Here is a 19,317-nt window from a genome sequence, read left to right as displayed (position 1 = left end):
ATGATCGCCAAGAAAGACCGTCGCCTTCGTGTCGGTGTGCTCGGCTGCGGGCCGATCGCGCAGTTCGCGCATCTGGAAAGCTGCGTGAAGGCAGCCAATGCCGACCTCTATGCGATCTGCGACGCGGCGCCCGATCTGCTTGCCCGCATGGGCGCCACCTACGAGCCGCGGAAGATGTATGGCGACTATGACGAGATGCTCGCCGATCCCGAGCTCGAAGCGGTGATCGTCGCCACCTCGGACGCCTATCACGTGCCGATGTCGATCAAGGCGCTCGAAGCCGGCAAGCATGTGCTGTGCGAAAAGCCGATCGGCGTGTCGGTCGAGGAAGGCGAGAAGCTCGCCGAGGCCGTCAAGCGCTCCGGCAAGGTGCTGCAGGTCGGGCACATGAAGCGCTTCGATCCGGCGCTGGAAGCGGCGCGCGATTTCGTCCGCCACGAGATGGGCGAGATCCTGGCGCTCAAGGCCTGGTATTGCGACTCCACCCATCGCTACACCAACACCGATGCCGTGCAGCCGCTGCCCGTCACCAGCAAATTGGCGAAGAAGCCGGGCGGCAATCCGAAGGCCGATCTGCGGCAATATTTCATGCTGGCGCATGGCTCGCATCTGGTCGATACGGCGCGTTTCCTGTGCGGCGACATCACCGCCGTGCGGGCGCGTCTTCACGAAAAATTCGGCGCCTATTGCTGGTTCGTCGAGACCGAGTTCGCCAGTGGCGCGCTCGGCCATCTCGATCTGACCGTCGCCGTGCGCATGGACTGGCACGAGGGCTTCCAGCTCTATGGGGAGAACGGCTCGGTGATCGCGAAGACCTTCAATCCCTGGTATTTCCGCGCCAGCGAAGTCGATATCTTCCACGAGAAGGATGCGACCTCGCGCAAGCCGCTCGGCGCCGACGGCCATTTCTTCCGCCGCCAGTTGGAAGGTCTCGCCGATACCGTGCTCAATGGCGCGCCGCAGCGCGGCGCCACCGTCGAGGACGGGATCGCCTCGATCCGCGCCATGGTGGCGATCGCGCGTTCGGTCGAAAGCGGCGAGCGCGTCGAGCTCGCCGGCGTCATCGGAGCGGTCTGATGCAAATCGGGGTGTTCGCTAAGACCTTTGCGGGCAGCGAGCCGGCCGGCGTGCTGGCCGCCGTGCGCGAAGCGGGCTTTGGGGTCACCCAGTTCAATCTTGCCTGCGCCGGCCTGCCGTCGATGCCGGAAGCGGTTCCCGACGATGCGATCCGCGCCATCGATGCCGCCGCCAAGGCCACAAGTGTCGGCCTCGTCGCGCTGTCTGGCACTTACAACATGACGCATCCGGACAGCCGGGTGCGCGATGACGGGCTCAAGCGGCTGGCGATCATCATCGAGACAGCAGCCAGGCTTTCGATCCCGCTCGTGACGCTCTGCACCGGTACGCGCAATGCCGAGGACCAATGGGCGCACCACCCCGACAATGCCGATCCTTCGGCGTGGGCCGACATGGCGCGCGAGATGGAAAAAGCCTTGCCGATCGCCGAGCGCCACGGCGTCGATCTCGGCATCGAGCCGGAGCAGGCCAACATCGTCACCTCGGCCGGCGACGCAATGCGGCTGATCGCCGAGATGGGCTCGAAGCGCCTGCGCGTCGTGCTCGATCCGGCCAATCTGTTCGAACAGGCGAATGCCGACCAGGCGCGCGCCATCGTCGCCGGCGCGGTCGAACGCACGGCAGGCCATGTGGCGCTGGCGCATGCCAAGGATCGCTTCGCCGACGGTCGCTTCGCCACCGCGGGGCAAGGCGTGGTCGACTTTGCCGATTTCATCGCCCGGCTGAAGGCCACCGGCTTCGACGGACCGCTGGTAACGCACGGGCTATCGGCAGAAGAGGCACCCGGCGTCGCCCGCTTCCTGAAAGAGCTCGTGTGATGGCGACGCTGCTGCGCGACGGAACCAGGCTGCGGATCACCGACAACGGCGCGGGCATGGCGGTGGTCTTCCAGCACGGCCTGGGCGGCGGCGAAGCGCAGGTCGCGCAGACATTTCCCGACGGCTTCCGGCGCATCACGCTCGAATGCCGCGGGCATGGCGGCTCCGGGCTCGGCGAGGGGCGGCCATTCTCATTCGAAATGTTCGCCGATGACGTCATTGCCGCCGCCGACCAGGCCGGCCTCGACCGCTTCGTTGCCGGCGGCGTCTCGATGGGCGCGGCGATCGCGCTGCGTCTTGCGTGCCATTACCCACGGCGCGTCGCCGGCCTCATCCTGGTGCGACCGGCCTGGACGTTTTCATCGGCACCGCAGAACATGCAGCCTATCGCCGAGGTTGCCGACCTCATCCTCGAACATGGGACCGACAAGGGTCGGAGGATGTTCGCGCAATCCGAAACCGCCACGCGCCTCTATCGCGAGGCGCCCGACAATCTTTCCTCGCTGCTCGGCTATTTCGACCGGCCCGACGCCAAGACGTTCGTGCAAGTGCTGGCCAACATCGCCAGCGACGGCCCAGGCATTTCCGAACGCGACGCAGCGGCACTCGACGTTCCGGCACTGGTCGTCGGCAACGCGATGGATGCCGTGCACCCACTGTCCTCCGCCTATACGCTGGCCGCCGTCATGCCGAACGCGATCTTTGCCGAAATCACGCCGAAAGCGCGCGACAGCGCGAAGCATTTCAGCGAGTTGCACCAGCACATCACGTTCTTCCTGCAAACGCATTCAAACGTCCGGAGTCCCATTCCGTCATGACCGCCAAGCCTCTCTCCGGCCCCGCCGCCATCGCTGCCCTGCCCCGCAACCGGCTGATCGGCGAATTCTCGCTGTGGTCGGCGGACCTCGCCAATATGGAGCGCGACCTGAAGCGGATCGAAGCCCATGCCGACCTGCATCATATCGACGTGGCGGACGCCCGCTTCACGCCCGGCTTCCTGTTCTTCCCGGACCTGGTGGCGCGCATCGCCAAGCTGACGGCCAGGCCGATCCACGTGCACCTGATGGTCGAGGCAGAGATCGTCGAGGCGCAGACGCGCCAGTTCATCGAAGCCGGCGCCGACCTCGTCACCATCCATGCCGAGAACGGCGAGGCAGCCTTACGCGCCATGCGGCTGGCGCGTGAGCTCGGCGCCGAGGCCGGCGTGGTGCTGCGGCTGGAGACGCCGGTCACGGCAATCGTCCCCTTCCTGCCTGACGTGGCCTTCGTGACGCTTCTCGGCACCTCGATCGGCGTCAAGGGCCAGAGCCTGTCCGAGCAAGCCTGCCCGCGCCTGATCGAAGCGCGCGCACTGATGAGAAAAGCAGGCCGCGAGGCCGACATCATCCTTGCCGCGGATGGCGGCATCCGCCACGAGACGGTGCCGCTGCTGCGCGCCGCCGGCGCCGATACGGTGGTGCTGGGATCGCTCGCCTTCGGCGATCCCGACCTTGCCCAGCGCATGGCCTGGCTGCACGGGCTGAGGGCCGCCGCCTGATGCGCACGCTCGCGCTGGCCTTCGATCTCGGCGGCACGGAGCTGCGCGGCGCGCTGGTCGAGCGCGGCGGCGACGTCATTGCGCGCGTCTCGGAGCAGACGATGGCTGAAGCGGGATCGGAGGCGGTGATCGGCCGGATCATCGCGCTGGCGGGCAAACTACTGGGCGACCACCCGCAGGCCAAGGTCATCGGCATCGGCGCCTGCGCACCGGGTCCGCTCGACCCCAAGGCGGGCATCGTCATAGGACCGCCGACACTCTCCGGCTGGCACAATGTGCCGATGATCGACATTCTGAGCCGGCAGTTCGGTCTGCCGGTGCGGCTGGAGAATGATGCCAATGCGGCAGCGCTGGGCGAATGGCGTTACGGTGCCGGGCGTGGCTCGGAGTCGCTCGTCTTCGTCACCGTGTCGACCGGCATTGGCGGCGGCGTCATTGCCGACGGCCATATCTACCATGGACGGCGCGGACTGGCCGCCGAGATCGGCCACATGACGATCACCGGCGAAGGCGACCGCTGCTTCTGCGGCAATGTCGGCTGCTTCGAGGCAGTCGCCTCCGGCACCGCGCTTGGGCGCCGGGCGACGCAGCTGACCGCGCCAGGCGACGGCTCGGCTCTCCGTCGGCTTTCCGGGAACGGCGATGTTTCCGCGCGGCATGTCGTCGAGGCGGCGCGGGCTGGCGATGCGGCCGCGCGCGACCTGGTCGACGCGGAGGCGCGTTGGCTCGGCATCGGCTTCACCAATCTTTTGCATCTCTACTCGCCCGAGGTGATCGTCATGGGCGGCGGGCTTTCCAACGGCTTCGACCTCCTGGCGCCAGGGATCCGAGCGACGATCGACGAGCGTGCTATGCAGGCCTATCGCGACGTGCCGATCGTACCGGCCGAGCTCGGCGACCGCGCCGGGCTGGTCGGCGCCGCCAGCCTGATCCTGTGGGAAGGCGAGCCGGGCACGGCGCTGTCGATGGTTCAGGACGAAGGCGCCGACACGGCCCGCACCGCATAGTCTGATCACGCTCGACACCACGTCATCGATCCCGCCCGTTTCAACTCGGCAGGCGGGCCGCTTCGGCGTGGGTTTGCGGCGAGTTCTCCGACATTTGCAAGACTTTGCAGGCTTGCGCTTGCTGCACTCCCCTGTTGCATCGCAGCACATAAAAACGCACTGCAAATCACTTTAATTCTTGACGCGTGTCAAATTCTTATAAAACATGCGGAAATGCTGGCAAGGCACCGGCCAGCGCTTCGGGAGGAGCAATGCCTGGCGCAGAACAGACCCAAACCGGGGCCGCTATCCGCGTGCCAACCGGTCGTCAGTTTTCCAACGCGAGCGCCGGGGTCGCTCGCGCCCGTCAGGCATGCCGTCCGCAGAAATAGGACCCGACAATCGGAAATCCGGAGGAGGAAGACATATGCGCATGTTCAATTGCCTGGCGATCGGCGCGGGCCTGCTTGCAACGACAATGATGGCCCCGGCCCATGCCGAGGACGCGGCCAAGGTCGCGGCCATCGTCAAGGGTCTCGACAACCCGTTCTTCCAGACCATGCAGCAGGGCATCGAGCAGCAGGCCAAGGCCGACGGCGTCAACGTCACGGTGCAGGCGGCCGCCAACATGGGCGACGCCACCGGCCAGGCCGACCGGCTGACCGCGATGGCGCTGCAGGACTTCGATTGCTACCTGGTCAACCCGATCAGCGTCTCCAACCTCGTCCAGGCGCTGGTGCCAGTGGCCCAGAAGAAGAAGCCGATCATCAACATCGACTCGACCATCGACGCCGAGCAGGCCAAGGCCGCCGGCTTCACCGTCTCGACCTATATCGGCACCGACAACGTCGCCGCCGGAGCGCTCGCCGGGGAGGAGATGCTGAAGCTGGTGCCGAAGGGCTCGAAGGTCGCGCTGGTCGCCGGCATCGTCGGCGACGTCGGCTCCAACGCCCGCATCAAGGGCTTCAAGCAGGCCGTCGAGGGCAAGCTCGACGTGGTGGTGATGGTGAGCGCCGACTGGGATCGCGAGAAGGCGCTGACCGCGGCCACCGACATCCTGGCGGCGCATCCTGATCTCGCCGGCTTCTTCTCCGCCAACGACATCATGGCGCTCGGCGTGGAGCGCGCCGTGCAGACCTCGGGCAAGGACGTCAAGGTGATCGGCCTCGACGGCATCGTCGACGCGCTGAAATCGGTGGCGGCCGGCGAACTCACCGCCACCGTCGCCCAATATCCCTATGTCGTCGGCGCCATGGGCGTCGAGGCCTGCAAGGCGGCGGTCAAGGGCAAGGAACTGCCCGCCAACGTGCCGGCGCCCGTGCTCCTGATCAACAAGGACAATGCCGAGGCCTCGCTGAAGAACTTCCCGCGCCCCGGCGGCGATTATCCCGATCCGCTGCGCGAGCTGCTGAAGTGAGCAATTCCACCGATAACGCGCCCGTCGCCCACTCGGCGGGCGCGCCGGAGGAGAGCCGTTCCTCCCTTGCGGCTCTCCTCCTCGATCCCTCCTTCTGGGCCGACTGGGCGTCCGTCGTCGGCCTGGTCGGGCTGGTCGTCATCTTCGGCATCGCCCAACCGGTCTTCCTCAGCGTAGCCAACCTGCAGGCGCTGCTGTTGGCGGCAGCCATCCTGGTCGTGCTGTCGATCGGCCAGACCTTCGTCGTGGCGACGTCGGGCATCGACCTGTCGCTGGCAGCGGCAGTCATGCTTGGCGCCGTCATACTCGGCCTCGTCAATGCCGCCGGCTACGGCATCTTCATCGCTTGCGTGCTTTGCGTGCTGGCCACCAGCGCGCTGGGCTTCTTCAACGGCCTCATCATCACCGCCGGGAAAATCCCCGATTTCGTGGTGACGCTCGGCACATTGTCCGGCATCACCGGGCTTGGCCTGATCCTGTCGGGCGGCGAGCCGACCATGGTCGGTTCCACCTTCCTGCTGAAGCTCGCTTCGGGCTCGTTCGGGCCGCTCGGCTATCCGGTCTGGGTGGCGATTGCAGCGGTGGTGGTGGCGCATATCGCGCTCTATCACTCGCGTTTTGGCGTCCATCTCCTGGCGACCGGCGGCCAGGCCGAGAGCGCCGGCGCGCTCGGCATCCGCACCAACCGTGTCAAGGTCGCCGCCTACACCATTTCAGGTTTCTGCGCCGGCATCGCGGCCATCCTGCTGGTGGCGCGCATCGGCTCGGCAGAACCGCTGATCAACACCAGCCTGCTCTTGAATTCGGTGGCGGCGGTGGTGCTGGGCGGCGTCAGCCTGTTCGGCGGCCGCGCCAGCATTCTCGGCCCCGCCATCGGCGCGCTGATGCTGACCGCGCTGGTCAACGGGCTGACATTGCTCAGCGTCTCGGCCTTCTACCAACCGCTTGCTGTGGGCACCATCGTCGTGCTGGCGGCACTGATCATGCGGTACCAGAAATGAGCGCCGTCATCCCCTTCCCTGACGCGATCATCGCCTGCAATGGCCTGAGCAAGCATTTCGGCGGCGTGCGCGCCTTCACCGACGTCGCCTTCCAGGCGCGTCGCGGCGAGGTCACCGCCGTCATCGGCGACAATGGCGCCGGCAAGTCGACGCTGATCCGCTGCCTGGTCGGCGTGCATGTGCCGGATGCCGGCTCAATCGTCTTCGATGGCCGCGAGCACCCCTTCTCCAATCCGGACGGGGCCCGCAAGGCCGGCATCGAGACCGTGCACCAGAACCTGGCGCTGATCGACGAACTGACGGTGGCGCAGAACCTGTTCCTCAACCGCGAGCTCGTGCGCCGCATCGGCCCCTTCGCTTTCCTCGACCGCAAGGCGATGAGACGCGAGGCCCGCTCCATGCTGTCGCGCCTGTCGATCAACGTGCCGTCGATCAACCAGCGTGTGCGCCGCCTCTCGGGCGGCCAGCGGCAGGCAATCTCGATCTGCCGCGCCGTCGGCTCCGGCGCCAAGCTGGTGGTGATGGACGAGCCGACAGCGGCACTCGGCGTGCAGGAGACCGCCAATGTCGAGGCGCTGATCCGGCGCCTGCGCGAACAGTCGGTCTCGGTCATCCTGGTCAGCCACAATTTCGATCAGGTGCGCCGCCTGTCCGACCAGATCTGGGTGATGCGCGCGGGAAAGATGGCCGCGACCGTGCGGGCATCCGAAACATCGGGAAACGAGCTCGTCGCGCTGGTCACCGGCGCGGCGTGATCGCGCCATGAAATCAACGGCTGGCCGGTGCGGCCAACCTCGGGTTTGAAATCGGAAGGAGTTCTAAGTGGCACCACTTCGTGTCGGTCTTGTCGGTCTTGGGGAAGTGGCGCAGTCGATCCATCTGCCTGTTCTGGCCGACCAGCGCGACCGCTGGACGATAGCGGGCGCCTATGACGTCTCGCCGAGCCTGGTGGCGCTCTTCACGTCGGAATATGCGACGGCGAAAGCCTTCGAGAGCGCCGAGGCGCTGATCAATTCGCCAGACATCGACGTGGTGTTCGTGCTCTCGTCCGACGACACGCACAGCCGCTTCGTGCGCGCGGCGATCGGAGCCGACAAGCACATCCTGCTCGAAAAACCCGCCTGCCTGACGGTGCGCGAGATCGACGAGTTGCTGGCGCTGATGCCGGCCTACAGGAAGACGCTCTTCGTCGGTTACATGCGCCGCTACGCGCCGGCCTATCTGGCTGCCAGGGACGAACTTCCCGACCACGCCGACATCACCCATGTCCGCATCTTCGACCTGATTTCGGAGGGCCGGCATTTCCTGAAGAAGAGCCAAAACGTCCTCTATCCCCGGGATATCGACCCCGCCCTTCTGGCGCGTGGCGCCAGGGAGCGGGACGCGCTGATCCGCGAGGTGGTGGGGACCGACGCTCCCGCCGATCTGGTGCGCGCCTATCGCGGTCTGACCGCGCTCTCCTCGCACCACATCTCGGCCATGCGCGGCCTGATCGGCGAGCCGTCACGCGTGATCGCCGCGCACCGCACCAATGGCGGCGCCAACACATCCGTCACCTTCGACTACGGTCATTTCGCCTGTCTCTATGATGCCGTCGTCGACGATCTCGGCCTGTTCGATGCCATGATCGAGGTGCGCTCCAACACCAGGCGCGTGCGCATCATCTACGACACGCCCTATATCCGCAGCCTGCCGACCCGGCTGGAGGTGACCGACGCCGGCCCGCTCGGCCCGGTGACGAAGACGTTCGGCCCGCTCTATGGCGACGCCTTCTCCACCGAGCTCGAGACATTCCATCGCCACATCGTCGAAGGCACCAAGCCGCTCACCGACCTCGCCGACTCGCGTCGCGACCTGGCGCTGATGGCCGAGATCGTCGAGCGGATGCGACAGGGCGAGACCGCCGGCCTCAAGGCCGGATCGGCGATTTAGCGGAGCCACTCTCGATGCCGACAAGAACCAGCGAGCGCGACGGGTCAGACATAGATCACCTTGGCTCGCGTCTTCTCGAGCTGGGCCCGTATCAGACCAGGCAGGCCATCGTCGGTGATCACCACATCGACGCTCGACAGGGAGAATGCCTTGGAGGTGCCGCTGATGCCCCATTTGCTCGAATCGGCGAGCAGCACGACGCGCCGCCCCATCCGCACGAGGTATCGCTTCGTTCGCGCCATGTCCTCGTTCACGTCGACCACATCGAGCGAGGCGTCGATCGCATGCGCTCCAACAAAAACCTGATGCGCCACCATGCCGCTGAGTGCCGTGTCGGCATCGGTGATCAGCGTGCTCACCGTGTCCGGATAGACGCGGCCGCCGATCATGTGCACGTCGAGCCCGGGACGATGCATCAGATGCTGCACGATATTCATGCCCGTGGCGGCGACCACGACATTGCTGAGCGGCGGTAACTGCATGGCGAGCTGCATCAACGTCGAGCCGCCATCGAAGATGACCGATTGGTTGTCATCGAACAGCTCCACCGCCGCCCGGGCGATGCGCTTCTTTGCCTCGAGGTTGGTCTGCATCCGCCGGGCGAACGCGGCCGTGGTCGAATCGGTGGTCCGGGTCACCGCCCCGCCACGGGTCTTGGTCAGCAGTCCCTTGCGGTCCAGGATTTCAAGATCGGAGCGCACCGTGACTTCCGACACGCCAAACCCGTCCGACAGGTCCTTCGTGCGAACCTGTCCGCTGCGTTGGACCTCGATGAGGATCGATTGGCGTCTCTGCTCCGACAACATTGCCCTGCCCTTGCCTCCCTGCGCCGAGCAACCGCTCTGGCCTCGGCTCACTCTACCAAAAATACGCGACTTCGAAAGCTTTCGAAAGATTGTATTTCATGTTTCTTTCGCAAAGACTGGGTTCAGGATTTCGAAATCAAACGATTGGGGAATTTTGGACTCATGAGCCTAGGAACCAAGGTGCGGCTTGCGCGCCTCTTCTCGCATCCATCGGGGAATCTTTTTGGCGGCGCGGTCGACCACTTCGTCGGCTATGGCGATGTGCGCAAAGGCGGTCTTGCCGACCTGCCGGGCGCGCTCGCGCGCGTCATGGCGGGCAAACCCGATTACGTCAGCATCCAGCCCGGCACCGCGCGCCATCTGTGGCCGCAATATGCGGGCAAGGCTTCCCTGGTGATCCAGGCGGGCTGCTTCACTCCGGACGATCGCATCAGCGAGCTTATCGCAACGCCCGAGGATGCGGTGCGCGCCGGCGCCGACGCGTTGGCAGTGGCCATCCCGGTGCGTGGTGCGACCGAGGGCAAGTATATTCGCTGGCTGACCGATTCAGTGAATGCGGCGGCCCGCTACGGCATGCCGGTGGTGGCGCATATCTACCCCCGCGATTTCACCGACGGGGCAAAGATCGTCTTCACCCCCGACGAGATCGCCTATGCGGCGCGCATCGGCTACGAGTCCGGCGTCGACGTGATCAAGATCGGCTACACGGGCGATTTCGAGTCGTTCCGGGAGACCGTGCGGACCTGCCCGGTGCCGGTCGTGATCGCCGGCGGCCCGAAGACCGATACGCTGCTCGGCGCGCTTCAGCAGACGGCGGACGCCATCCGTGCCGGTGCGCGCGGTGCCGTGGTGGGACGCAATCTCTGGGGACATGGCGATCCGCAGAAGGCGGCGCGTGCCTTTCGGGGCGTCATCCATGACGGCCTGTCGGCGGAAGATGCTTTGGCCAAGGCGGGCGCCTGAACGATGCCCACCGTTCCCTCAATCCTCGGCTTCGGCGCCATTGCGATCGACGACATCGTCTATGTCGATCAGCCGTTGTCGGCGGGCAAGGGGAAGGTTCTGCAAAGCGCCCGCGCCTTCGGGGGAAATGTCGCGACGGCGCTTGCCGCCGTCGCGCGGCTCGGCGGAAGCGCCGGGTTCGTCGGATGGCTGGGCAGCGCCGCGGACGACGCGGCGCTCTGCGATCTCACTGAGAGCGGTGTTGAAACCGCATTCGCGCCGCGCCACCCCAACGCGCGTCCGGTACGTTCGCGCATTACCGTCGGCTCGGACGGGGAGCGGTTCATCGCGTATGACGACGACGCGATGCTGGGCACCGCGCCGGATTTTCCGGACGGGATCCTCAGCCGCGCGACGGTTCTGATCGTCGACAGCTACGCGATCCGGTCGCTGGATGTCGTGGCCCGGGCTCGCGATCTCGGCCTTGCGATCCTCGGCGATATCGAATGGAGCGCCGGCCCGGCCACGGAGAGGCTGGTCGCGCTCTGCGACCATCTCATTCTGCCACTTGCCTTTGCACGAACCGCCACGGGCCGCCGATCGCCCGCCGAGATGCTCGATGCATTGTGGTTGCCGTCGCGGTCCGCCGTGGTTCTGACCGACGGCGGCAGGGGTGTCTATTATCGCGGACGCGACGAGGCGGGGCTTTGGCACCTGCCTCCGCACCAGGTTGCCGTCGTCGATTCGACAGGCGCCGGCGACTGCTTCCATGGCGCCTATGCGCATGCGTTGACGCGAGGCGCCGACACCGCCGGCCGGGTCGCATTCGCGGCCGCGGCCGCGGCCCTTTCGATCACAGGGCGTGGCGGGCGCGCGGCGCTTCCAACCGAGGACCAGGTCACGGAACTCCTGGGATCGGCGAAAGCTCCGTCGGCCGCCGAACTCAAATCCGCGCAGCTCGATACCGGAACATAGCCTGAAACTATCCGAGGAAATATTTGCAAGCCGACTAAGCCGAGGAGAATTATAAAAATCAATGGCTTAGACTTGTGGAGGAGGAAGATGGCAGAAGTCATTCTTGAGAATATCTGCAAGACCTACGGGAACAATTTTCGCGCAATCGACCAATTGAACCTGTCGGTCGAGGACGGTGAGTTCTTGATCCTCGTCGGGCCGTCCGGCTGCGGCAAATCCACCGCGTTGCGGATGATCGCGGGATTGGAGGACGTCACCAGCGGCAGTCTTCGGATCGGCGGTACCGACGTCGTCGACATGCCGCCCAAGGACCGCGACATCGCGATGGTCTTCCAGAGCTACGCGCTGTACCCGCATATGACGGTGTTCGAAAACATCGCCTTTTCGATGCGACTGGCGGGCAAGCCGAAGGCCGAGCGCAAGAAGCGCGTGGACGAGATCGCCAAAACCCTGCAGCTGACGTCGCTGCTGGACAGCAAACCCGCCAACCTTTCGGGCGGACAGCGTCAGCGGGTTGCCATGGGCCGGGCCATGGTGCGCGAGCCGGCCGCCTTTCTGATGGACGAGCCGCTTTCCAATCTGGACGCGAAACTGCGCGTGCAAATGCGCGCCGAAATCACCAGCCTGCAAAAACAGCTCGGCGTCACGACCATCTACGTGACCCACGACCAGACCGAAGCGATGACGATGGGCGACAGGGTCGCGGTGTTGAAAGGCGGCGTGCTGCAGCAGGTCGACACACCCAAGCGGCTCTATGAAGCGCCGGTCAACGCCTTCGTCGCCGGCTTCATCGGCTCTCCGTCGATGAACCTTTTCGAGGCGACCCTGACGGGCGACGAGCTGACGACCGGCGCCTTCGCCATCCGGCTGCAGGATGCAGCCTTCGCGCGCAGGCCTGGCCTGAGATCGTATGCGGGGCGCAAGGTGGTGTTCGGGATCCGGCCGGAGCATCTCCATGACAGCAGCCTCGAATCCGGTCGCAAGTACCAGACGATACCGGCAAAGGTGACCTCGATCGAGGAGCTCGGGTCCGAACACATCGTCCATCTCAGCATCGACGCGGCCCGGGTGGACTCAGGCGATCCGGACGCGGTGCAGGATTTCGGCATGGCGTCGAACGCGGTGGCGAAATTCGAACCGGACAGCGCAGTCCGCTCCGGCTCGGAAATCCGGTTGGCCCTGGATGATACCAAGCTGCATTTCTTCGATCCCGAGACGCATCTGGCGATCTGAAGAATTGCGGCAAGGCCCGCGGGCGAGGGCGAGGCGCCTGCGAAAGAAGGCTTCTGAATAAACCAGAATGATCGTCCGCATTGTGCGGTCGATCCCAAAGAAGGAGGAGAAAATGACGTTTCGGATACGACCCGCGATGCTGAAAATGGCCGCGGCCGCATGGCTGCTCGGCGCAACCGGCGCCATGGCCGACACGACGCTGGAATTCACCCAGTGGTGGGAGCCGGAGCTGCCCGCGGGCTCGCTGCGGAAAATCATGGATGATTTCGAGGCCGCGAATCCCGGCATCAAGGTGACGCTGGTCAGCGGCCCCTATGCGACCACGCGAGACCAGATCTCGGTCGGTGCCGCAACCGGGACGCTCAGCGACGTCGTCGGTCTCGACGGCGCCTGGGTGAACAATCTGAACGCGCAGAACGCGCTCGCCGACATGAACCCGATGATGGATGCGAGCAAGTTCGATAAAGCCCAAGTCGCCGATATCATCAAGGTGGACGGCAAGGCGGTGATGTTCCCGGTCGCTTCCTTCGTCTATCCGGTCTTCGTCAATCTGGACCTCGCCGCCCAGGCCGGCGTGACCAAGCTGCCGTCGACCCGCGCGGAGTTTCTCGAAGCAGCCAAGAAGATGACGCATGCCGACAAGAACCAGTATGGCTGGGTGCTGCCGCTCTCGCTGCAGACGCCGTCCGGCGTCCAGAACGACATGATGTCGTGGGTCTGGGCTTCGGGCCAGTCGATGATGGCGAACGGCAAGCCCGACCTCGAGGGCAAGCCGGTCGTGGATATGCTCACCTTCGTGAAGTCGCTCAACGATGCCGGCACCGTCTCGCCAGGCATCGCCACCAAGACGGAACAGGAAAAGGTCGAGGAATTCGTCAACGACCGGGTCGGGATGATGATCGACTCGCTCGCGCATGTGAACCTCATCCGCAAACGCAATCCCAAGCTGAACTTCGACCTCATCCCGGTCCCGGTCGTGGAGAACTACAACGGCAAGCGCGGCCTTCCCTATGCCTCCTGGGGCATCGGCATCTCCGCCGGCTCGAAGCATCAGGAGGAGGCCTGGAAACTCGTCCAATATCTGATGAGTGAAAAGGTCAACGCCAAGCTCGTGTCGCTTGCAAACGCCTTCCCGGGCAACGTCAACGCCAAGCCCGACTTCGTGACCTCCGACAAGGCTTTCGGCAAGGCCTTCGAAATCTTCAAGACCGGTTATCTCGCCAACGAGTTCACGGGGCTGCCGGTGGCCGAAGACCTGATGACCCAGTTCGACGTGCAAGCCCAGAAGATGCTCGCCGGCGAGCAATCTCCGGAACAGGCGGCCGCTGCCGCCCAGAAGGGCTGGATGGCGAAATTCTGATCGGCCTTTCTCATTGCGATCTTCGGCCGGGTGGCCTGACTTCGGTCAGGCCACCCGGCAACATCGGATCGGCAATGTGAGATGGACCTGTTTTTTTGAAGCTTACCTTCTTCTGAAGGCGTATCCCAAGGTTGGCACATGGCCCGGCAGAAGCGCTCTCACCACAGACTGAAACGAGCGGTCGCACCCTATCTCTATCTGTCGCCCTCGTTGCTCATCATCGGCCTTTTGATGCTGCTGCCGATGGTGACGGTGATTTCCTATTCGTTCCAGAACAGCGCGGTGCTGCGCCGCGATCCGTCTTTTGCCGGACTGAAGCACTATCAGGCGATCTTTGCCGACCCCGTATTCTGGGCCTCGCTATGGCACACGCTCTACTTCACCTGCATGAGCGTCGTTTTCCACATGACCATCGGCATGATCTTCGCGCTCATGCTGAACAGCGACCGCATCAATCCGACGCTGCGCAATATCCTGCGCGTGCTCTACATCCTGCCCTGGCTGTTCACCGCGGTGATCATCGCGGTGATCTGGCGCCTGCTGCTCGAGCCGAACGGTGTCGTGAACAGCATTCTCATGCAGCTGGGCATCATCGGTTCCAAGATCGAGTGGTTTTCCTCGCCCGAGACCGCGCTGCACGCCGTCACCTTCGCCAACATCTGGGCGGGCTACCCGCTTTTCATGGTCAGCCTGCTCGCGGGCCTGCAGGGCATTCCCAAGGATTTCTACGAGGCCGCCGATATCGACGGGGCGAAGGCCTATCAGAAGCTGATCTTCATTACCATTCCGCAGCTGATGCCGATCATCATCAGTATCTCGCTGCTCGATTTCATCTGGACGATGCAGGTCTTCCCGCTGATCTGGATAACGACGGGCGGCGGTCCGATCTACTCGACCGAGGTGCTCAGCACCTACACCTACAAGCTGGCGTTTTCGAGCTACAACCTGTCACAGGCGGCGGCAAGCGCGGTGGTCATCCTGCTGATTTCGCTCGGCCTGACGCTGTTCTACATCCGTTATCAGAAGGCCCGGTAGTCACCATGAGAAAAAGGCACACGCCGAAGGACAGGCTGATCACCGTCGCGCTGCATGTCGCGCTTGCCGCGGGGCTGTTTTTCGCGGCCTTCCCGATCTACTGGATGCTGAGCAGCTCGTTCAAATCGAACACCGAAATCTTTGCCCTGCCGCCAACCATCCTGCCGAAGGCGTTCACGCTGGAAGCCTATGCCGCGATCCTCGGCGACCCGGTGAAGCTGCGCTTCTTCTTCAACAGCTACTTCGTGGCCGGAGCGGTGACGGTGCTGACGGTGCTGATCGCCCTGCTGGCGGCCTATGGATTCAGCCGCTTCAACTTTCGCGGCAAGGGCAGCCTCAACACCCTCATCATCAGCACGCAGACGATCCCGCCGATCACGCTTCTGATCCCCTTCTTCGGGCTCGTCGTCTCCTATCGCATCTTCGACACCTATGTCGCGCTGATCCTGACCTACCTGGTGTTCACGCTGCCCTACGCGATCCTTTTGATGACGGGATACCTGAACACCTTGCCGCGCGATCTCGACGAAGCCGTCGCGGTCGATGGCGGCTCCAGCTGGACGGCGCTCTGGCGGGTGATCGTGCCGATCTCACTGCCCGGCATCGTGGCGACGTCGGTCTATACTTTCCTGTTGTGCTGGAACGAGTTCCTCTTCGCGCTGACGCTGACGAAGTCGACGTCGATGCGCACCGTCCCGATCGGCATCCAGCTCTTGATGGGGCAGCACGCTTTCGAGTGGAACCAGATGATGGCGATGAGCGTGCTCGGCTCGCTGCCGCTCCTGGTCATCTACCTCGTGGCGCAGAGGTTCTTCCTCGCAGGGATGACGGCGGGCTCCGTCAAGTAGGGCGTCCAGCTCGGCGGAGGGCTGACAGGCCCCGCGCTCCATGCTGCCCCGATCAAGCCGTGGTCGGTAGAGCGCCCGAGGACCTATCCGAGAGTTTGGCTTGCCAGGGCATAGGTTCTTGTAGCCGAGCCATCAGCGGGAAAATCAGCGAGGCGCTTGCCGAGCGACATTGTCAGCACCGTGTCGAAGACCGGCATCCCGGCGTGCGACAGAAAGGCGGCGAATTCGCCATTGTCCATATGAGTGTCGACCCTGAGGAAGGATCCCGAATGGTCGGCAACGTGCGGCCGGACGACCGCCACGGCGTCGGCATCGCTTTCGGCCACGACCGGCCCCACGACATGGCCCCGCCCGAAAGGCCTGCAGAGCGCGAAAGCAGCCAGCTTGTTCCCCCTGAAAAGCCCATAGCCGGCCGAATGCGCGAAGAGCCTTTCAATGAGCGCCGGTCGCCTCACGCCAAAGCCCGCAGCGTCGAGGGCGATCGCTGCTTGAATGTCGCTTGCGTCCAAAGTCCGGATGTCGCCTGGCGCCTCCGCCGTGCTGCCTGTCGCCGGCATGCGGGCGATGCCCTGACATTGGTAGACGGTCTTCTCCGACTGGAAGTCGAGCGAGAGATAGAGCCGCCGCGCGGCGCGGGTCGCGTTGAGGCGCAGGTCGCGCCCGGGGATCTTGTCGAAGACCCGCTTCATCAGCCATTGCGCCGCCCCCAGCGTCTGAAGCCGGGGCGAGGTGATGACCATGCCGACGGTTGCGAAATCAGGGCCGTGCTCGAACCACATTGCCGAACCGAGGACTCGGCCGATCTCGTCGAGCGCCACGAAACCGTGCCCAGATTCGCGCAGAAACTGCCAGTCCTCGGCCCGGTGCGGCCATCCCACGGACAGCGAGTGCGCATGCAAGCGGTCGAGCTCGATGCCCTCGATGTCGGCGATACGCATCGAGAAAGCATCGATTTTCAAGCTTTCGGACGGCTTCAATTCCTTGCCTCTGAAAGATTGCGTAACGGGTGACATTCAACGCCCCCTGCCCTGTCAACGCTAAACAACCAGACCGATACGATTTGCTCGAATGCCACGCGCCAACGCAAGATTCGACTGAAACACTTCCGCTTTCGGCACGCAATCGCGAAAGAACGCGCCCATGCTCCGCGACAATTCTGAAGTCATGGCCAGCGGCGCCGAGCCTCCGCGACCCGAAAACGCCTTGAGGGCTGGAATGGACGTCTTCGACATCCTCGACCGTCTCGTCGCCTTTCCGTCGGTCGCCGGCAAGCCGAACGGTGACATAGCCGACTGGATCGAGGCCTATCTCGCGCAACAGGGAGCGAAGGTCACCCGGCTTCCCGGACCGGAAGGCGACCGTTCCAATCTTTTCGCCACGATCGGCCCCGCCGATGTTCCGGGCTATATCCTGTCCGGCCATATGGACGTCGTTCCCGCTGCCGAGCCGCAATGGAGCTCGTCCCCTTTTGCAATGCGTCAGGAGGGTGAACGGCTCTATGGACGCGGCACGACGGACATGAAGGGATTCCTGGCCGCCGCGCTCGCCGCCGTGCCCATACTGGCGGGGCGGCGCCTCGCCAAGCCGATCCACCTCGCCTTCTCCTATGACGAGGAGATCGGATGCCGCGGCGTGCCGCATCTGATCGCCCGGCTTCCCGAACTTTGCGCCAGGCCGCTCGGCGTCATCGTCGGCGAGCCGAGCGGCCTGCGCGCCGTGCGCGGCCACAAGGGTAAGGCGGCGGCCCGCGTTGTCATCAAGGGACGCTCCGGCCATTCCTCGCGGCCCGATCTTGGGCTGAACGCGATTCATGCGATGGCCGACATCCTCAGCGCGGCCGTGCGTGAAACCGAGCGGCTGACACACGGTCCGTTCGACCCGGCCTTCGAGCCCGCCTATTCCTCGCTGCAGGCCGGTGTGATCTCGGGCGGACAGTCGGTCAACATCATCCCTGACAGCTCCACGCTGGACCTGGAGGCGCGCGCCGTGCCTGGCGTCGACCCGGCTGGACTGCTCGCGCCGGTCAAGGCAAAAGCCGAAGCGCTTGCCGCCCAAGGCTATGTTGTCGAGTGGACACCGGTGAGCGCCTACCCCGCACTCTCGCTGCACCAGGACGCGCCGGTGGCGGCGCTGCTGGGCGAACTGACCGGCGAAACGCCTTTGGCCGCCGTCAGCTACGGCACGGAGGCCGGGCTTTACCAAGCCGCCGGGCTCGATGCGATCATCTGCGGTCCCGGCGATATCGCACGCGCCCACAAGCCGGACGAGTATATCCTGGCGAGCGAACTCATCGGCTGCCAGCGGATGATCGAGGCGCTCGGCATGCATTGCGCGGCCTGAAGGAGCAACCGGAATGACCTTCCTGTTCAACTCCGACGCGCGGCGCGGCGCGGTCTTCGCCGAGGCCTTCGCGAAGGAATTGCCGGACCTCCCCTTCGCCATGGATGTCGCGACGGTCGATGCCGACGCGGTGCGCTATCTCATCACCTGGACAGTGCCGGAAAATCTCTCCAGCTACCGCAACCTCGAAATCCTGTTTTCCATCGGCGCAGGCGTCGACCAGTTCCGCTTCGACGCGGTGCCCGCGACGGTGAAGGTCGTGCGTATGATCGAGGAAGGCATCGTGCGCATGATGCAGGAGTATGTCGCGCTGGCGGTGCTCGCGCTGCACCGCAACCTGCCGGCCTATCTGGCGCAGCAGCGCGCCGGCGAATGGCTCGACATTCCGCAACCGCAGGCCGGTTCGCGCCGCGTCGGCGTGCTCGGCCTCGGCCAGCTTGGCCAGGCCGTCCTCGACCGGCTGAAGCCTTTCGGCTTCCCGCTTGCCGGCTGGAGCCGCTCGCCGCGCCAGATCGACGGCGTGACCTGTCATCATGGCGAGCCCGGGCTTGCGGAATTGCTCGCGGCCAGCGACATACTGGTCTGCCTGCTGCCACTGACCGAGGACACGCGTGGTTTCCTTAATGCCGACCTCTTTGCGAAACTACCGCAGGGCGCGGCTCTCGTTCACACAGGCCGGGGGCCGCAGCTCGACCATCAAGCGCTTGTCGCCGCGCTCGACAGCGGCCATCTGTCGGCGGCGATGATCGACGTGACCGACCCCGAACCGCTGCCCGTGGGCCATCCGTTCTGGTCGCATCCGAAGATCATCCTGACCCCGCATGTCGCGAGCGTGACCCAGCCCGCGACCGCCGCGCGTGCCGTCATCGAAAACATCCGACGCCACCGCGCTGGGCTCGATCCGATCGGGCTCGTCGACCGCTCACGCGGCTATTAATGCATGTCGGCCAGAAGTGTGCAGCGGTTCTGGGAGAACGACATGCATCAAATCAAGCTCCCAACCGAAAGGC

General features: G+C 64.8%; 20 protein-coding genes. 17 read left to right on the top strand and 3 right to left on the bottom strand.

Annotated elements, in window-relative coordinates; genetic code table 11:
- The 9 genes from DPM33_RS01325 to DPM33_RS01285 all read left to right on the top strand — a co-directional run bounded on the left by DPM33_RS01325 (position 1) and on the right by DPM33_RS01285 (position 8,768).
- On the top strand, positions 1-1,077 hold the full coding sequence (locus DPM33_RS01325) for a Gfo/Idh/MocA family protein (RefSeq protein ID WP_112095097.1): 1,077 nt from the start codon (positions 1-3) through the stop codon (positions 1,075-1,077).
- Positions 1,077-1,895 carry a sugar phosphate isomerase/epimerase family protein gene (locus DPM33_RS01320; RefSeq protein WP_112095096.1) on the top strand — a complete coding sequence of 273 codons (819 nt, stop codon included), beginning with the start codon at positions 1,077-1,079 and terminating at the stop codon, positions 1,893-1,895. Before DPM33_RS01325 ends, DPM33_RS01320 begins: the two co-directional genes overlap by 1 nt.
- A complete protein-coding gene (locus tag DPM33_RS01315) occupies positions 1,895-2,713 on the top strand; it encodes an alpha/beta fold hydrolase (protein ID WP_112095095.1) in 819 nt (272 codons plus the stop codon). The genes DPM33_RS01320 and DPM33_RS01315 overlap by 1 nt, the downstream gene beginning before the upstream one ends.
- A complete protein-coding gene (locus DPM33_RS01310; protein ID WP_112095094.1) occupies positions 2,710-3,432 on the top strand; it encodes a ribulose-phosphate 3-epimerase in 723 nt (240 codons plus the stop codon). The genes DPM33_RS01315 and DPM33_RS01310 overlap by 4 nt, the downstream gene beginning before the upstream one ends.
- Complete coding sequence (locus tag DPM33_RS01305) at positions 3,432-4,439, top strand: ROK family protein (protein WP_112095093.1); 1,008 nt, start codon at positions 3,432-3,434, stop codon at positions 4,437-4,439. The genes DPM33_RS01310 and DPM33_RS01305 overlap by 1 nt, the downstream gene beginning before the upstream one ends.
- Before the next feature lie 406 nt (positions 4,440-4,845).
- The gene (locus tag DPM33_RS01300; protein WP_112095092.1) at positions 4,846-5,835 is read left to right on the top strand and encodes a sugar ABC transporter substrate-binding protein; all 990 of its coding nucleotides are present in this window, start codon (positions 4,846-4,848) and stop codon (positions 5,833-5,835) included.
- Positions 5,832-6,836 (top strand): ABC transporter permease, encoded by a 1,005-nt coding sequence (locus DPM33_RS01295; protein ID WP_112095091.1) that lies wholly within the window; start codon positions 5,832-5,834, stop codon positions 6,834-6,836. Before DPM33_RS01300 ends, DPM33_RS01295 begins: the two co-directional genes overlap by 4 nt.
- Complete coding sequence (locus tag DPM33_RS01290; RefSeq protein ID WP_112095090.1) at positions 6,833-7,591, top strand: ATP-binding cassette domain-containing protein; 759 nt, start codon at positions 6,833-6,835, stop codon at positions 7,589-7,591. Before DPM33_RS01295 ends, DPM33_RS01290 begins: the two co-directional genes overlap by 4 nt.
- 67 nt (positions 7,592-7,658) lie before the next feature.
- Entirely contained in the window at positions 7,659-8,768 is a 1,110-nt protein-coding gene (locus DPM33_RS01285) for a Gfo/Idh/MocA family protein (RefSeq protein WP_112095089.1), read from the top strand.
- A 44-nt stretch (positions 8,769-8,812) separates the two neighbouring features.
- Here DPM33_RS01285 and DPM33_RS01280 read toward each other — a convergent pair whose 3' ends face one another.
- Positions 8,813-9,574, bottom strand: coding sequence for a DeoR/GlpR family DNA-binding transcription regulator (locus DPM33_RS01280; protein ID WP_112095088.1), 762 nt, complete (start codon positions 9,572-9,574; stop codon positions 8,813-8,815).
- Positions 9,575-9,736: 162 nt separating this feature from the next.
- On the opposite strand from DPM33_RS01280, the gene DPM33_RS01275 reads away from it, so the two are divergent.
- The 6 genes from DPM33_RS01275 to DPM33_RS01250 all read left to right on the top strand — a co-directional run bounded on the left by DPM33_RS01275 (position 9,737) and on the right by DPM33_RS01250 (position 15,967).
- A complete protein-coding gene (locus DPM33_RS01275) occupies positions 9,737-10,537 on the top strand; it encodes a beta/alpha barrel domain-containing protein (protein WP_112095087.1) in 801 nt (266 codons plus the stop codon).
- 3 nt (positions 10,538-10,540) lie between these two features.
- Positions 10,541-11,491: a PfkB family carbohydrate kinase gene (locus DPM33_RS01270; RefSeq protein ID WP_112095086.1), complete on the top strand. Its 951-nt coding sequence runs from the start codon at positions 10,541-10,543 to the stop codon at positions 11,489-11,491.
- 87 nt (positions 11,492-11,578) lie between these two features.
- A complete protein-coding gene (locus DPM33_RS01265) occupies positions 11,579-12,724 on the top strand; it encodes an ABC transporter ATP-binding protein (RefSeq protein WP_112095085.1) in 1,146 nt (381 codons plus the stop codon).
- 112 nt (positions 12,725-12,836) lie between these two features.
- Entirely contained in the window at positions 12,837-14,084 is a 1,248-nt protein-coding gene (locus tag DPM33_RS01260; RefSeq protein WP_112095869.1) for an ABC transporter substrate-binding protein, read from the top strand.
- 138 nt (positions 14,085-14,222) lie between these two features.
- The gene (locus DPM33_RS01255; RefSeq protein WP_112095084.1) at positions 14,223-15,119 is read left to right on the top strand and encodes a carbohydrate ABC transporter permease; all 897 of its coding nucleotides are present in this window, start codon (positions 14,223-14,225) and stop codon (positions 15,117-15,119) included.
- A gap of 5 nt (positions 15,120-15,124) precedes the next feature.
- Positions 15,125-15,967 carry a carbohydrate ABC transporter permease gene (locus tag DPM33_RS01250; protein WP_112095083.1) on the top strand — a complete coding sequence of 281 codons (843 nt, stop codon included), beginning with the start codon at positions 15,125-15,127 and terminating at the stop codon, positions 15,965-15,967.
- Positions 15,968-16,050: 83 nt separating this feature from the next.
- Here the strand turns inward: DPM33_RS01250 and DPM33_RS01245 are convergent, their stop codons facing one another.
- A complete protein-coding gene (locus DPM33_RS01245; protein ID WP_112095082.1) occupies positions 16,051-16,980 on the bottom strand; it encodes a GNAT family N-acetyltransferase in 930 nt (309 codons plus the stop codon).
- A gap of 24 nt (positions 16,981-17,004) precedes the next feature.
- On the bottom strand, positions 17,005-17,199 hold the full coding sequence (locus DPM33_RS36065) for a hypothetical protein (RefSeq protein WP_167448903.1): 195 nt from the start codon (positions 17,197-17,199) through the stop codon (positions 17,005-17,007).
- On the opposite strand from DPM33_RS36065, the gene argE reads away from it, so the two are divergent.
- Both argE and DPM33_RS01235 read left to right on the top strand, forming a co-directional pair.
- A complete protein-coding gene (gene argE, locus DPM33_RS01240; protein ID WP_112095081.1) occupies positions 17,183-18,307 on the top strand; it encodes an acetylornithine deacetylase in 1,125 nt (374 codons plus the stop codon). The two genes, DPM33_RS36065 and argE, sit on opposite strands and share 17 nt — an antisense overlap.
- 13 nt (positions 18,308-18,320) lie before the next feature.
- Positions 18,321-19,244 carry a 2-hydroxyacid dehydrogenase gene (locus tag DPM33_RS01235; protein WP_112095080.1) on the top strand — a complete coding sequence of 308 codons (924 nt, stop codon included), beginning with the start codon at positions 18,321-18,323 and terminating at the stop codon, positions 19,242-19,244.
- Positions 19,245-19,317 lie beyond the last annotated feature (73 nt).

Origin of the sequence: Mesorhizobium hawassense (assembly GCF_003289945.1) — a bacterium.
In the GTDB taxonomy this organism is placed as follows: domain Bacteria; phylum Pseudomonadota; class Alphaproteobacteria; order Rhizobiales; family Rhizobiaceae; genus Mesorhizobium; species Mesorhizobium hawassense.
The sequence above is the reverse complement of the archived record's forward strand: the minus strand, read 5'-3'. Positions and strand labels throughout refer to the sequence as shown.

Coding starts and splice junctions, on each gene's coding strand:
- DPM33_RS01315 (WP_112095095.1), top strand. CDS start 1,895: ATGGCGACGCTGCTGCGCGACGGAACCAGGCTGCGGATCACCGACAAC.
- DPM33_RS01275 (WP_112095087.1), top strand. CDS start 9,737: ATGAGCCTAGGAACCAAGGTGCGGCTTGCGCGCCTCTTCTCGCATCCA.
- DPM33_RS01280 (WP_112095088.1), bottom strand. CDS start 9,574: ATGTTGTCGGAGCAGAGACGCCAATCGATCCTCATCGAGGTCCAACGC.
- DPM33_RS01300 (WP_112095092.1), top strand. CDS start 4,846: ATGCGCATGTTCAATTGCCTGGCGATCGGCGCGGGCCTGCTTGCAACG.
- DPM33_RS01245 (WP_112095082.1), bottom strand. CDS start 16,980: ATGTCACCCGTTACGCAATCTTTCAGAGGCAAGGAATTGAAGCCGTCC.
- DPM33_RS36065 (WP_167448903.1), bottom strand. CDS start 17,199: ATGTCGAAGACGTCCATTCCAGCCCTCAAGGCGTTTTCGGGTCGCGGA.
- DPM33_RS01250 (WP_112095083.1), top strand. CDS start 15,125: ATGAGAAAAAGGCACACGCCGAAGGACAGGCTGATCACCGTCGCGCTG.
- DPM33_RS01325 (WP_112095097.1), top strand. CDS start 1: ATGATCGCCAAGAAAGACCGTCGCCTTCGTGTCGGTGTGCTCGGCTGC.
- DPM33_RS01305 (WP_112095093.1), top strand. CDS start 3,432: ATGCGCACGCTCGCGCTGGCCTTCGATCTCGGCGGCACGGAGCTGCGC.
- DPM33_RS01235 (WP_112095080.1), top strand. CDS start 18,321: ATGACCTTCCTGTTCAACTCCGACGCGCGGCGCGGCGCGGTCTTCGCC.
- DPM33_RS01270 (WP_112095086.1), top strand. CDS start 10,541: ATGCCCACCGTTCCCTCAATCCTCGGCTTCGGCGCCATTGCGATCGAC.
- DPM33_RS01310 (WP_112095094.1), top strand. CDS start 2,710: ATGACCGCCAAGCCTCTCTCCGGCCCCGCCGCCATCGCTGCCCTGCCC.
- argE (WP_112095081.1), top strand. CDS start 17,183: ATGGACGTCTTCGACATCCTCGACCGTCTCGTCGCCTTTCCGTCGGTC.
- DPM33_RS01290 (WP_112095090.1), top strand. CDS start 6,833: ATGAGCGCCGTCATCCCCTTCCCTGACGCGATCATCGCCTGCAATGGC.
- DPM33_RS01255 (WP_112095084.1), top strand. CDS start 14,223: ATGGCCCGGCAGAAGCGCTCTCACCACAGACTGAAACGAGCGGTCGCA.
- DPM33_RS01320 (WP_112095096.1), top strand. CDS start 1,077: ATGCAAATCGGGGTGTTCGCTAAGACCTTTGCGGGCAGCGAGCCGGCC.
- DPM33_RS01265 (WP_112095085.1), top strand. CDS start 11,579: ATGGCAGAAGTCATTCTTGAGAATATCTGCAAGACCTACGGGAACAAT.
- DPM33_RS01260 (WP_112095869.1), top strand. CDS start 12,837: ATGACGTTTCGGATACGACCCGCGATGCTGAAAATGGCCGCGGCCGCA.